Source organism: Arthrobacter sp. P1_A5, from assembly GCF_056406825.1.
In genome coordinates this window covers 1-12,997 of the sequence record NZ_JBFTZL010000108.1, presented here as the reverse complement: position 1 = coordinate 12,997, position 12,997 = coordinate 1, and the positions used below count along the sequence as shown (strand labels likewise).

Below are 12,997 nucleotides of genomic sequence, written 5' to 3'. Positions count from 1 at the left end.
GGATTCTCCAGCAGCACGGAGGTGGCGGTGGGAACCGGGAGTTCGGGCTCCGTCAGCGTGACATTCAGGCCGGTGCCGAGGACGACCGGCGGCGCGCCGCCGGCGCCGAGCGGGCCGAGCTGGGCCAGGATGCCGGCGATTTTCCGGCCCCGGACCAGGACGTCGTTGGGCCATTTGAGTTCCGCCGGAAGGCCTGCCGTTTCCGTCAGGGCCTCCCGCAGGGCGAGGGCGGCCAGGAGGGAGAGCCAGGAGTACCTGTGGGTCGGCAGCGGCCGGCCGGTCCCGTTGACCGGCAGGAGCACCAGGGAGACGGAGACCGAGCTGCGGGCCGGCGCCTCCCACCGGCGGTCGAGCCGGCCGCGCGCGTCGCTCTGGTACTCGGCGGTCAGCACTGACAGGTCCGGCCACGCACCGGGATCCTCGGTCACCCCGCGGAGGAGGTCGGCGTTGGTGGAGCCGGTGGACTCAAGCACCCTCAGGCGCGGAATTCCGTTGGCGGACAGGAACGCCTCATCGCTGAGGGCACTCAGGTCCAGGGGCGGACGGTCCGGGGTTTCCTGCGCGGCATCCATCCTTGAATCCTACCGAGGAAAGCGCACCGGGGCCCCGGCCGTCTGCCTCAATGCCTCCGCCGAAACTCCCCACCTTTGGCCGGGATGTCCGGCGTGTCGGCCGAACACACCACTGATTCCGGCGCCCGGGCGCCMAATGAGGGGAAATTCCGCGGGGCAGACGGCCACAAAAGACCCAGCAAGTTCAGAGGAAGATGTCCGGGACCAGCTGGGCCTCCGGCGCGCCGAGGCTGTACGGGCTGAAGTCCGTCACCCCTGCCGCCGCGAGAACCTGCTCATCGGTATAGAAGTTGCCGCTCCGGCTGCCGTGGGCGGGGACCGCGTTGCCGCCGGTCAGCACGGCGTGGGCGGCGTCGGCCATGATTTCGCGGCTGCGGGCGCCCTTGACGATCGTGTCGCCGCCGGGCATGTTGCGGATGGCCGCGGTGTCGATCAAGGTACACGGCCAGAGTGAGTTCACGGCGACGCCGTCGGCCTTGAGTTCCTCGGCCAGCCCCAGCGTGGTCAGGCTCATGCCGTATTTGGCCATGGTGTAGGCCAGGTGCAGGCCGGCCCACTTCGGATCCAGGTTCAGGGGCGGGGAGAGGGTGAGGATGTGCCCGGCCCCAGAGGCGCGCAGGGCCGGCAGCGCCATCTTCGAGAGCAGGAACGTCCCGCGCACGTTGATGTCCTGCATGAGGTCGTAGCGCTTCATATCCACGTCGTCGGTGGTGGAGAGGTCAATCGCGGATGCATTGTTGATGACGACGTCGATCCCGCCAAAGTGGTCCACGGCGGCGCCGACTGCACCGGCGACGTCGGCGTCGTTGCGCACGTCGCCGACCAGCGGCAGGGCCTGGCCGCCGGCGGCCTCGATCTGTTCGGCGGCGGTATACACGGTGCCCTCCAGCCTGGCGTGGGGCTGACCGGTCTTGGCCATCAGGACAATGTTGGCGCCGTCCCGAGCCGCGCGGAGCGCGATGGCCAGGCCGATGCCACGGCTGCCCCCGGAGATGAGGACAGTGCGGCCTTGGAGGGAACCGGCGGCCTGGTACGGCCCTGCGGCGGTGCCCGAAGCATCGTTGCTTGAAGTCATGCCCACACTCTAGCCGACGAATGTTACTGGCGGGTAACAAAGCGGTGAGGGAGCTTCGCGGCGGGAAAATTGTAGGTTCCCTACAGCGGCACCGGCCAATACCGTCACTAGACTTGCCAGCAGAGCCCTGCTTTTGTGGATTCCAGCCAAAGGACCCCACGCGACGGGCGCCGTACAACCTTGCGACAGAGCCGGAGAAACTTGATGAGCCACGATCTGACCACGACTGCGGGAAAGATTGCGGATTTCCGCGACCGCCAGGCCCGTGCCGAACAGCCCTCCGGCCCGGAAGCGATCGCCAAGCAGCACGCGCGCGGCAAGAACACCGCCCGCGAGCGCATCGACCTGTTGCTGGACGCCGGCTCCTTCGTCGAATTCGATGCGCTGGCCGTGCACCGCTCCACCGCGTTCGGCATGGAGAAGAAGAAGCCCCTCGGCGACGGCCTCGTCTCCGGCTACGGCACGGTGGACGGCCGCCCGGTCGCGGTCTACAGCCAGGATTTCTCCGTCTACGGCGGCTCGCTGAGCCAGGTCAACGGCGAAAAGATCGTCAAGGTCCAGGAGTTCGCGCTGCGCAACGGCTGCCCCGTGGTCGGCATCCTCGACGGCGGCGGTGCCCGCATCCAGGAGGGTGTCGCCTCCCTGGCGATGTTCGCGGACATCTTCCGCAACAACGTCCACGCCTCCGGCGTCGTCCCGCAGATCTCCCTCATCATGGGCCCSTCCGCCGGCGGCGCGGCCTACTCCCCCGCCCTGACCGACTAYGTGGTCATGGTGGACAAGACCTCGCACATGTTCATCACCGGCCCGGACGTCATCAAGACCGTCACCGGCGAAGACGTGGACATGGAAACCCTCGGCGGCGCCCGGCAGCACAACGCCAACACCGGCACCTCGACTTACCTGGCCTCCGACGAGGCCGACGCCGTCGAGTTCGTCCGCGAACTGCTCGACTTCCTGCCCTCCAACAACCTCGCCGAGGCCCCGGTGCTGGAGCACCAGCAGGAACTGGAGGTCGACGACGACGACCTCGCCCTGGACGCGCTGATCCCGGACTCGGCCAACCAGCCGTACGACATGCGCAAGGTCATCGAGCAAATTGTCGACGACGCCCACTTCCTTGAGATGCAGTCCCTCTATGCCCCGAATGTGATCATCGGCTACGGCCGGGTCGAGGGCCACACGGTGGGCATCGTGGCCAACCAGCCCATGCAGTTCGCCGGCACCCTGGACATTGCGGCCTCGGAAAAGGCCGCACGCTTCGTCCGGCACTGCGATGCCTTCAACATCCCCATCATCACGCTCGTGGACGTGCCGGGCTTCCTGCCGGGCAAGGACCAGGAGTTCCAGGGCATCATCCGCCGCGGCGCCAAGCTGCTCTACGCGTATGCCGAGGCCACCGTGCCCAAGCTGACCGTGATCACCCGCAAGGCCTACGGCGGGGCCTACATCGTGATGGGCTCCAAGAAGCTCGGCGCGGACCTCAACCTCGCCTGGCCCACCGCCCAGATCGGCGTCATGGGCGCCCAGGGTGCCGTGAACATCCTGTACCGCCGCGAACTCGCCGCGGTGGCGGAGGACGGCGGCGACGTCGAGGCAAAGCGCGCCGAGGTGATCCGCCAGTACGAGGAAGAGCTGCTCAACCCGTACCAGGCCGCCCAGCTCGGCTATGTGGACGCGGTTATCGCACCGTCCGAGACCCGGCTGCAGATCATCAAGGGCCTGCGCGCCCTCCGGGACAAGCGGGCCGCCCTGCCCGCCAAGAAGCACGGGAACATCCCGCTGTGAGCCCCATGGCCGAACCCGACGAACCTGCCGACGCGGTAAGCAGCGACGCCGCGCMCGGGATCCTGTTCTCTGTCGCCAAGGGTCAGCCGACGCCGGAAGAGCTGGCGGCGCTGACCGCCGTCGTGCTGTCCCTGGGGCAGACCCAGCAGGCAGCACCGGAAAGCCCCGGCGTCCGGCACTGGGTCCGCCGGCAGCAGCTTCGGCTGGCGCCGAGGCCCGGTCCGCAGGCCTGGCGCCGCAGCCTGGGCTGAGCCGACCCGGTTCAGCGTCCTGGCAGGGCCGGCCCGCAGCCGAAATCTGCACGGGAAAGTTGCACGCGAAAAAGTTCAGTGACTCTTTCATAACCACGGCGGCCGGGCTAGTCTCGTCGGGTGACTACCGAAATCATCGCCTCAGACAACACTGCCCCCGCGCGCCAGCAGACAGCCATTGACGCCGTCGCCGACGCCTACACGGACACCCTGATCCGGCTTAACCCGAGCTTCGCCACCGAACTTGGCCTGCCCGGGCACGAGACGGAGTACCAGGACTTCTCCCCCGCCGGCCACGAGGAATTCGCGGCCGCCGCCCGCGAGGCACTTGCGGCGCTGGACGGGCTGGAGCCGGCTGACGACGTCGACGCCGTCACGCTCGACGCCATGCGCGAGCGGCTGGGCCTGCAGCTGGAAATCCACGAATCGGGCTGGGCCACGGCCGATCTGAACAACATCGCCTCCCCGTCCCAGGACATCCGCGCGATCTTTGACCTCATGCCGACGGATACCGCCGGGCAGTGGGAGCATATCGCAGGCCGGGCCCACAATGTCACCGCCGCAATCGACGGCTACATCGAGTCGCTGCGTTCGGCGATGCAGGACGGCAAAGTCGCCGCGGCCCGCCAGGTTTCGATCGTGATCGAGCAGGCCACCAAGCACGCCGCGGACGACGGCTTCTTCGCCAAGCTCGCCGCCGGCGCCAAGACCGCGGACGGCCCGCTCCCGGCGGAACTGCAGTCCCGGCTCGACACCGGCGCGGCAGCTGCCCGGGTGGCGTACTCCCGGCTCGCAGGTTTCCTCGAGTCCGAGCTCCTGCCCGTCGCCCCGGCCAAGGACGCTGTGGGCCGCGCCCGCTACGCCCTGGCTTCCCGGGACTTCCTCGGCGCCACCGTGGACCTGGAGGAAACCTACGCATGGGGCGTCCAGGAACTCGACCGCCTCATTGCCGAACAGGAACGGGTGGCAGGCGAAATCCGGCCCGGCGCCACGGTGGAGGAAGCCAAAGAGATCCTCAACAACGATCCCGCCCGCCAGCTCAAGGGCACCGACGCCCTCCAGGCCTGGATGCAGGAACTGTCCGACAAAGCCGTCGCGGAGCTCGCCGGCGTCCACTTCGAGATCCCGGACGTCATGAAGACGCTGGAGTGCCGGATCGCGCCCACCGATGAAGGCGGCATCTACTACACGGGTCCCTCGGAGGACTTCAGCCGCCCGGGCCGCATGTGGTGGTCCGTGCCGGCCGGTGAAGACACCTTCACCACGTGGGCCGAAACAACCACCGTGTACCACGAGGGCGTGCCCGGCCACCACCTCCAGGTCGCCACCGCCACATACCGCCGGGAGCTGCTGAACAAGTGGCGCCGCAGTGTGTGCTGGACCTCGGGCCATGGCGAAGGCTGGGCACTCTACGCGGAGAAGCTCATGCAGGAGCTCGGCTACCTCAATGATCCGGGCGACCACATGGGCATGCTGGACATGCAGCGCATGCGTGCGGCCCGCGTGGTGTTCGACATCGGCGTGCACCTGGAACTCGAAGTCCCCGAGCGCTGGGGCAGCGGCATCTGGACCTCGGAGAAGGGCTTTGACTTCCTCCGCGCCAACCTGCCGATCAGCGAGGGGCAGCTGAAGTTCGAGTTCACCCGCTACCTGGGCTGGCCGGGACAGGCCCCGTCCTACAAGGTCGGCCAGCGCCTCTGGGAGCAGATCCGGGAAGAGCTGGAATCCCGCCCCGGCTTCGATCTCAAGGCGTTCCACACGAAGGCCCTGAACATCGGCTCGGTGGGCCTGGACACCCTCAAGCGCGCGCTCCTGGGGTAAACCCCCCAAGGCCGTTGAGATGGCAGTTCGCGGCAGTGTTTCTCCAGAGCATTGCCGCGAATTGTCATCTCGCGCCTCACAGGGCGGTACGGGCCGTCCGGCGACGAGACAATCGCCACACCGCTCGCCGGAATAACTTCACAAAAGCCCCTGCCGGCGCGGCAATCCCGGGCATTCCGAGGCGCGGGGCCACCTGTGGCGCCGTAACATTTCTCAACATCCGTTCGTCATGCTATCGGCAACGGTCCTAGCGTGTTCCGGTGACCACTCAGACAAGCACCCCCGCACCCGCTGGAAAGACCGGGTTCCAGCTGCCCAAATGGGCCGGCTCGTTCGGCTTCCAGATCATTGCCGCCMTGATCGTCGGCCTGGGCCTTGGCCTGCTGGCCAAGTACACCGGCAGCACCAAGGCCAACCCCAACGCCCTAGGCACCACGCTGCAGACCATCGGCTCGAGCTACGTCTCGCTGCTGCAGACCGCCGTGGTCCCCCTGATTTTCACCGCCGTCGTCAGCTCAATCTCCAACCTGCGCGCCGTTTCCAACGCCGCCCGGCTGGCCTGGAACACGTTGCTCTGGTTCGCGATCACCTCGCTGATCGCCGTGCTGATCGGCATCGGCCTGGGCGTGCTGCTGCAGCCCGGCGCCGGAACCGGCATCAGCCAGGAAGCGAAGTACGCCGGCAAGTCCGGTGACTGGTGGGCCTTCCTGACCGGGCTGTTCCCGAAGAACTTCCTGGGCCTCAGCGCGACCACCACCGTCACTGACGGCGTCGCCACCACCGCCGTGAGCTTCAACGTCCTCCAGATCCTGGTGATCGCGATCGCCGTCGGCATCGCCGCGCTGAAAGTGGGCAAGGCGGCCGAACCGTTCCTGGCCCTGAACTCCTCCGCCCTCGCCGTCATCCAGAAGGTCCTCTGGTGGATCATCCGTATCGCGCCGCTGGGCACGATCGGCCTGATCGGCAACGCCGTGGCCGTCTACGGCTGGGACACCATCGGCTCGCTCGGCAAGTTCACCGTGGCGATCTACATCGGCCTGGCGCTCGTGCTGTTCGKKGTSTACCCSGTSCTGRTCCGCAGCCACGGMCTGTCCRTCAAGCAGTACTWCTCCGGSGTGTGGCCGGCSGTSCAGCTSGCCTTCGTCTCCCGCTCCTCSATCGGCACCCTGCCGCTGACCCAGCGCGTGACCGAACGAAGCCTGGGTGTCCCCCGCGCCTACGCCTCCTTCGCCGTGCCGCTCGGCGCGACCACCAAGATGGACGGCTGCGCGGCGATCTACCCGGCCGTGGCGGCGATTTTCGTGGCCCAGTTCTTCGGCATCCAGCTCGACTTCACCCAGTACCTGCTGATCGCGCTGGTGTCGGTCCTCGGCTCGGCCGCGACCGCCGGCACCACGGGCGCCGTCGTGATGCTGACGCTGACGCTCTCCACGCTGGGACTGCCGCTGGCCGGCGTCGGCCTGCTGCTGGCCATCGACCCGATCCTGGACATGGGACGCACCGCCGTCAACGTGGCCGGGCAGGCACTGATCCCGGCGATTGTGGCCAAGCGCCAGGGCATCCTGGACGAAAGGCTGTACAACGCGCCGCGGAACGGCGATCCGTTTAGCGACGACGTCGATGGCACCGCCGCCGTCGATCCCTCCGCCGCCGCCACTCCCGCGGCAGGACGGGACGAGCGGGAACTGGCTGACGCCAGGGCGTAACAACAGAACGAGTGTTCACCAGAGAAGTCCCCGGGAATCCCCGGGGACTTCTCTGGTTTTCCGGCTTCGGCTTTAACCGGCCTCGGCCCGGGTCCGCACGGGCCTAGTGTCCGCCGATCACACCCTTTTCGGCGGCCTTGGTAACTGCGTCCGCTTCTGCCTGGGTCAGGGTGCCGTCCTTGACGGCCTGGTCCAGCCGGGGCTTCAGTGCCGCGGCGTGATTGGCCTGTTCCGCGGTACGCAATTCCTCCAGGGCAGCGGTGACCTTGGCTTCATCGAGGCCGAGCGACTTCGCCAGGGAAGCGGCCAGGGCCTTCTCCATTGCGGCGCGGTCCGGCTTCTGCCCCGGGGCCGGCGGGGTGGCCGGCCTGTTGGCTTCGCGGAAAGTCTTCAGGGCGTCGGTGACCTTCGCCTCGTCGACGCCGAGCTTGGCGGCGAGTTCTTTGGCGCGGGCGCCGAACTCCGCACCGCCGTGGCCGCGGTGTCCGCCGCGCATGCCGTAGCCGTCGGCGAAGTTGTTCCCGGGAGCACTCGAGCTGGGTGTCGGGGTGGGCGTCGGCGTCGTGGTGGCGGAGGCCATCCCGGCGACCCCGAGCCCTGCACCCAGTGCAACGGCCGCCGCCCCGAGGCCGAGTGCGATTTTCGTTGTGCGTGACATCTGCTGTCTCCTGGATCTGCCGCGCGGTGACGGCGCTTGAAGCTGATGGTTCGTCCGGGGAAGGCTGCCCCACGAGCATCTCCAGTCTGCACCTGCCCCAGCAGAGATAGCTGTTTCCCAGCTTTCACTTTCCTGTGAATCCGGCAGGGACGCCCAGAGGGCAAAAGGTGGGCAAAATGGCGGCAGAGGTGGATAGGCTCTGGCATGCTGATCGTCACTTCGAATGACATCCCGGGCCACCGGGGCGACGCCGTCCTCGGCGAAGTCATGGGCCTGACCGTCCGCTCCCTGACCAATTCCGGCAACGCGGCAGCCCAGCTCAAGCCTTGAGCGCAGACCCTGCCAGCCCCACTCTGGAAAATACTTGCCCAGAGTGCAAACATGCACGTAGTGTAAGCGCGTGTCCCCATCGCCCTTCCCCTCCGCCGCATCCGGCGACCCCGGTGTCCCCTCGCGCCGCGAACTGAACAAGGCCGCTACCCGGCAGGCCATCACGGACGCCGCCATGGACCTGCTCCGCACGCGGGGACCTGGAAACTTCACGGTGGAGGACATCGCCGACGCCGCCGGGATCTCCCGCCGCACGTTCTTCAACTACTTCGGCAGCACCGAGGCGGCCCTCGCCTCGGTGACGTTCGGCTTCCTGGACACGGCACTTCAGCAGTTCCGGCTCCGCCCGGCCGGCGAGCCAATCCTGGAATCGGCCCGCGCAGCCCTCGTTGAACTGGCCGATCCCATGACCGTCGCACCGGTGGCCGAGCTCTACAGCCTGGGCCAGACCAACCCCCAGCTCAGCCGCTCCGAGCTGGAAGCCTGGGACCACTGCACCGAACAGATCATCGACGCCGCCCGCGAACGCTTTGCGCTGACGGCGGCCGGCGACGTCGACGAGCTCTACCTCCGCGCCCTCGCCGGCTCCGTCATCTCGTGCGGAAAAGCTGCCATGGATGTCTGGTTCGCCCGCTGCGGCGGCGACCTGACTCCCGAGTCCCTGTCCGTCCTGCGCCAGCTCCTGATCGATTCGATGGGCCTCCTCGGCTCCGGATTCGCGTCCCATTCCCCCGCCACCCCTTCCCCAGATCGGCACTGACATGGCCCTGTTGCTCTACCGTCTCGGCAAGTTCTCCTACCGCCACCGCTGGCTCGTCATCTCCCTCTGGCTCGCCGTCCTGGTGGCCGTCGGCGGCGCGGCTGCGGCCTTCCACGGCACCATGTCCAACAACTTCCAGATCCCCGGCACTGAAACCCAGCAGATGGCGGACAAGCTGAAGCAGGAGCTGCCCAAGTCCTCCGGCGGCTCGGCAGGCATCGTGTTCGAGTCGCAGAACGGCCAGTTCACGCAGGCCGGCAAGGACGCGGTCTCGGCTGCGCTGACCAAGCTGAAAGCCCTCCCCGATGTTCAGGGCACCGTGGACCCGTTCGCCACGCAGGCCCAGCTGGACAAGGCCGTCACGGACCTTGCCGCCGGCGAGCAGCAGGCATCCGCAGGACAGGCGCAGCTGGATGCGTCSGCCGCCCGGCTGGCCRCCGGCAAGGCCCAGCTGTCCGCCGCCGAGCAGCAGATGACCGCGGCCGGCATGTCCGCCGAGGCCATCGACGCCCAGCTTGGCCAGCAGAAAGCTGCCCTCGCCGCGGGCCAGGAGAAGCTCGACGCCGGGACCAAGGAACTCCAGGCCGGCGCGGCCAAGCTCGCCCTGGCCAAACGCCAGCTCGAGGCCTCGCAGGGCATGCGGTTCGTGTCCGAGGACGGCACCGCGGCAATCGCCCAGGTCCAGTTCAAGACCTCGATCAACGGGCTGGCCCCCGCCGTGCGCCAGCAGGTCCAGGACATCGCCCACGAAGTCTCCTCTGCCGGCGTGACCGCCCTGGCCAGCAAGGAAATCACGGAGGACGTCTCCGAGCTGTTCGGCATCTCGGAGGTCCTCGGCATCGCCATCGCGGCGCTGGTGCTGATCGTCATGCTGGGAACCCTGATCGCCGCCGGACTCCCCCTGCTGATGGCCCTGGTCGGTGTGGCAGTGGGCGTCGGCGGCACCTTCGCCCTCAGCGGCGCCGTCGACATGAGTTCCATCTCCCCGATGCTGGCGCTCATGCTGGGCCTCGCCGTCGGCATCGATTACTCGCTGTTTATCGTCAACCGGCACCGCGGCCAGCTCCTGGCCGGCATGGACGGCGAGGAATCCGTCGCCCTCGCCACCGGCACCTCCGGCAACGCGGTGCTGTTCGCGGGCCTGACCGTCATCATCGCCCTCGCGGCCCTCGTGATTCCGGGCCTGCCCTTCCTGGCCGTGATGGGCCTGTCCGCCGCCGCAACGGTGGCCGTCGCCGTCGTCGTCGCCCTGACCCTCACCCCTGCCATGCTGTCCCTGATCGGGCCCCGACTCATTTCCCGCCGCGTCTGGGCCAAGGCGGAGAAGCACAATGCCGCCCCCGGCCACGAGAGCGCAGACCGTGCCCGCGACGAACGCCGCAGCAAACAGGGCTGGGGCGGACTCGTCACCCGGCACCCGGTTCTGGCACTGCTGGCCGGTGTCCTGCTGCTGGGCATCGTGGCGCTGCCGGCCAGCCAGTTGCGGCTCGCGCTGCCCGACGGCGGGTCCGAGCCCGTGGAGTCGCAGGCGTTCAAGGCCTATGACGTCACCGGCCGCAGCTTCGGCGAAGGCATGACAGGCCCGATCGTGGTGGTGGGCGACTTCCCGGCCGGCCTGAGCGCGGAGGAAGCCACAGCCAAGCAGCTCGACGTCGCCGACATCCTCCGCGGTACTGGCAACGTCACCGCCGCCATTCCGGTGGCGCTGAGCGAGGACCGCCGCACCGCGGTGTTCCAGGTCATCCCCCGGGAGGGCCCGGCCAGCGCGAGCACTGTCCAGGTGGTCTCCGAGCTGCGCGCCGAAAAGGACCGCATCAAGGATTCCACTGGGGTCAGCATCGGCCTCACGGGGCAGACTGCCGGCAACGTCGACGTCTCCGCCAAACTCGGCGATGCCCTGCCCCCGTACCTGGCCATCGTCGTCGGGCTGTCCCTGATCCTGCTGTTGCTCGTGTTCCGCTCGATCGTGGTGCCGCTGCTGGCCACAGGCGGTTTCCTGCTCTCGCTCGCGGCCGCCTTCGGAGCCGTCGTCGCGGTCTACCAGTGGGGCTGGCTGGGAACGGTGTTCGGCGTCGAAAACCCGGGCGCCGTGCTGAGCTTCCTGCCAATCATCCTGATCGGCGTCCTGTTCGGGCTGGCCATGGACTACCAGGTGTTCATCACCTCGGGCATGCGTGAGTCCTTCATGCATGGCGAATCGGCCCGGCATGCGGTCCGCACCGGCTTCAGCCATGCCGCGTCCGTGGTCACCGCCGCGGCCATCATCATGGTCAGCGTGTTCGCCGGCTTCATCTTCTCGCACCTGAATATGGTCCGGCCGCTGGGCTTCGCGATGGCCTTCGGTGTCCTGGTGGACGCGTTTGTAGTCCGCATGACGATCGTTCCGGCCGTGATGTACCTGCTCGGCGACAAGGCGTGGTGGCTGCCCCGCTGGCTGGACCGGATCCTGCCGGACGTCGACGTCGAGGGCGCCAAGCTCCGGCCCGCGGCTTCGGCCTCAGCTTCGGCCGACAGCGAGCCCGAGCCGGAGGAGATCGGCGCGCGCTAAAGGCCGCCGACGAGTTGCCCTAAAGCCGCCCGCTGWTCGTTTCGATCGGCGGGCGGCTTTTTCGTGCATGCAGCTMGGGAAGGCTTGTGGCCTGTTCGCCGCTCAGGCCGCCAGTGAGCCTGAGGGCCGCATACCCTTGAGCGTCTTCGCGCGGTGGAGCTCATCCCGGCGCCGGCGACGGGAATCCACGCTCGCTTCGCCGGCAGGCTATCCGGGCAGGGGCGGCGCGGTGGAACGGTACGTGTGGCCGGTGGGGGTGGTGAGTTCGATGGTGTGCCGAGCGCCAATGCTCGAGGCGGATCCGGGTGCGGCTCCGGGGCTGGGGCGTGCTTTCCAGCCGGGGGTTTCTTTGGTGTGGTTGCAGGCTTCGCAGCGGCCGGCGGCGTTGTCCGTGGTGGTCGGGCCGCCGGTGTGCCGGGGAATGATGTGGTCCAGGTGGCGGATGGGCGCGTCGCAGTAGGGGGTGCGGCAGGTGTCGTCGCGGGCCTGGATGAAGCGGCGCAGGCCGGGCGGGAAGAGCCGGGCGCGGGAGTCCATCCCCACAAGCTCGCCGGTGCCGGGGTGGGTGTAGAGCCGCCGGAGCCAGGTCTTGAAGTCCCGGTCCTTGGCGTCCGTCCCGGCGCCGATGCGTTCCCGGGGCCAGCCGGCGGGGACGGTGCCGTAGCCGGGGAGCCGGGCGGGTTCGGCGCCGGCGTGGAAGAGGGCGCGGTCGGTGATGACGAGCTGGATCTCGACGCCGCTGATCCCGCCGGGGGTGCCGGTGGTGCGTTCGACCAGGGCATCGGCCATGAGCTGCCCGCGGCCCCTCGGGTCCCCGGCGGCGCGGAGGGTGTCGGCGTGCCCGGCACGGGTAGCAGGGCGGTGAGGTGGCACATGGTGTCGGGGGCGGGGCGGAGGCTGACGTGCCGCTCGGCGCCGGCGTGCGCGGCGCGTTCGGTGACGGAGCGGGGATCACGCCGGTACGCGGCGGCCTGGGCCGCGGCCACAATGCCCCGGTCGCCCTTGCCCGCCAGCGCGCCCGAATCGGCGGCGAGTTCGGCGTCGACGGCGGCCCGGTCCGCGGCGCGCAGGCACGCGGTTTCACGCACGAGGAGGGTGGCGCGCCATTCGTTCAGCTGCCCTGTCTGCAGGGCGGCGAGCGGGTGCGGCATCTCGGTGATCAGGGCCTTGGCCAGGCCGAGGAGCCGGCCGCCCCTGGCGGGTGATTCGCGCCGGGCCAGGGCAATCTGCGCGCCGATCCCGGCGCCGAGCTTCTCGGCCGGGACCCCGAGCCGGGCTTGTTCGCGGCGTTGGAGCAGGTCGAAGGCCACTGCGAGCCGGGCCTGTTCCGCGGACGCGGCGGACTTCCAGTCTTCCAGTTCCCGGATCCGGTCAATGATCCCGGCACTGTCCGTGGGCGGACAGCCTAAGCCCAGCGGAGTCTTCCAGTTCCCGGATCCGGTCAATGATCCCGGCACTGTCCGTGGGCGGACAGCCTAAGCCCAGCGG

General features: G+C 68.8%; 10 protein-coding genes and 1 pseudogene. 7 read left to right on the top strand and 4 right to left on the bottom strand.

Going from position 1 to position 12,997, the window contains the following annotated elements; all coding sequences use genetic code 11:
- Positions 1-572 (bottom strand): biotin--[acetyl-CoA-carboxylase] ligase (locus AC1D1S_RS14235; protein ID WP_476994752.1); only part of this gene is annotated, 572 nt, incomplete at its 3' end.
- 184 nt (positions 573-756) lie between these two features.
- Positions 757-1,647: an SDR family oxidoreductase gene (locus AC1D1S_RS14230; RefSeq protein ID WP_476994751.1), complete on the bottom strand. Its 891-nt coding sequence runs from the start codon at positions 1,645-1,647 to the stop codon at positions 757-759.
- A 204-nt stretch (positions 1,648-1,851) separates the two neighbouring features.
- Between AC1D1S_RS14230 and AC1D1S_RS14225 the strand changes: the two genes are divergently transcribed.
- The 4 genes from AC1D1S_RS14225 to AC1D1S_RS14210 all read left to right on the top strand — a co-directional run bounded on the left by AC1D1S_RS14225 (position 1,852) and on the right by AC1D1S_RS14210 (position 7,213).
- Complete coding sequence (locus tag AC1D1S_RS14225) at positions 1,852-3,435, top strand: acyl-CoA carboxylase subunit beta (RefSeq protein ID WP_079551557.1); 1,584 nt, start codon at positions 1,852-1,854, stop codon at positions 3,433-3,435.
- A gap of 5 nt (positions 3,436-3,440) precedes the next feature.
- Positions 3,441-3,686: an acyl-CoA carboxylase subunit epsilon gene (locus AC1D1S_RS14220; protein WP_476994753.1), complete on the top strand. Its 246-nt coding sequence runs from the start codon at positions 3,441-3,443 to the stop codon at positions 3,684-3,686.
- A gap of 120 nt (positions 3,687-3,806) precedes the next feature.
- Positions 3,807-5,507 (top strand): DUF885 domain-containing protein, encoded by a 1,701-nt coding sequence (locus AC1D1S_RS14215; protein WP_439954112.1) that lies wholly within the window; start codon positions 3,807-3,809, stop codon positions 5,505-5,507.
- 260 nt (positions 5,508-5,767) lie between these two features.
- A complete protein-coding gene (locus AC1D1S_RS14210) occupies positions 5,768-7,213 on the top strand; it encodes a dicarboxylate/amino acid:cation symporter (RefSeq protein ID WP_476994750.1) in 1,446 nt (481 codons plus the stop codon).
- A gap of 103 nt (positions 7,214-7,316) precedes the next feature.
- On the opposite strand, the gene AC1D1S_RS14205 is transcribed toward AC1D1S_RS14210, so the two are convergent.
- The gene (locus AC1D1S_RS14205; RefSeq protein ID WP_476945635.1) at positions 7,317-7,871 is read right to left on the bottom strand and encodes a hypothetical protein; all 555 of its coding nucleotides are present in this window, start codon (positions 7,869-7,871) and stop codon (positions 7,317-7,319) included.
- A gap of 204 nt (positions 7,872-8,075) precedes the next feature.
- Between AC1D1S_RS14205 and AC1D1S_RS14200 the strand changes: the two genes are divergently transcribed.
- From AC1D1S_RS14200 to AC1D1S_RS14190, 3 genes are all read left to right on the top strand, one after another.
- Positions 8,076-8,201: a heavy metal-binding domain-containing protein gene (locus AC1D1S_RS14200; protein WP_476994749.1), complete on the top strand. Its 126-nt coding sequence runs from the start codon at positions 8,076-8,078 to the stop codon at positions 8,199-8,201.
- Positions 8,202-8,271: 70 nt separating this feature from the next.
- Entirely contained in the window at positions 8,272-8,961 is a 690-nt protein-coding gene (locus tag AC1D1S_RS14195) for a TetR/AcrR family transcriptional regulator (protein WP_476994748.1), read from the top strand.
- 1 nt (position 8,962) lies between these two features.
- Complete coding sequence (locus tag AC1D1S_RS14190; RefSeq protein ID WP_476994747.1) at positions 8,963-11,509, top strand: MMPL family transporter; 2,547 nt, start codon at positions 8,963-8,965, stop codon at positions 11,507-11,509.
- A gap of 102 nt (positions 11,510-11,611) precedes the next feature.
- On the opposite strand, the pseudogene AC1D1S_RS14185 reads toward AC1D1S_RS14190, so the two are convergent.
- A pseudogene (locus AC1D1S_RS14185) lies at positions 11,612-12,954 on the bottom strand (HNH endonuclease).
- Positions 12,955-12,997: the final 43 nt, after the last annotated feature.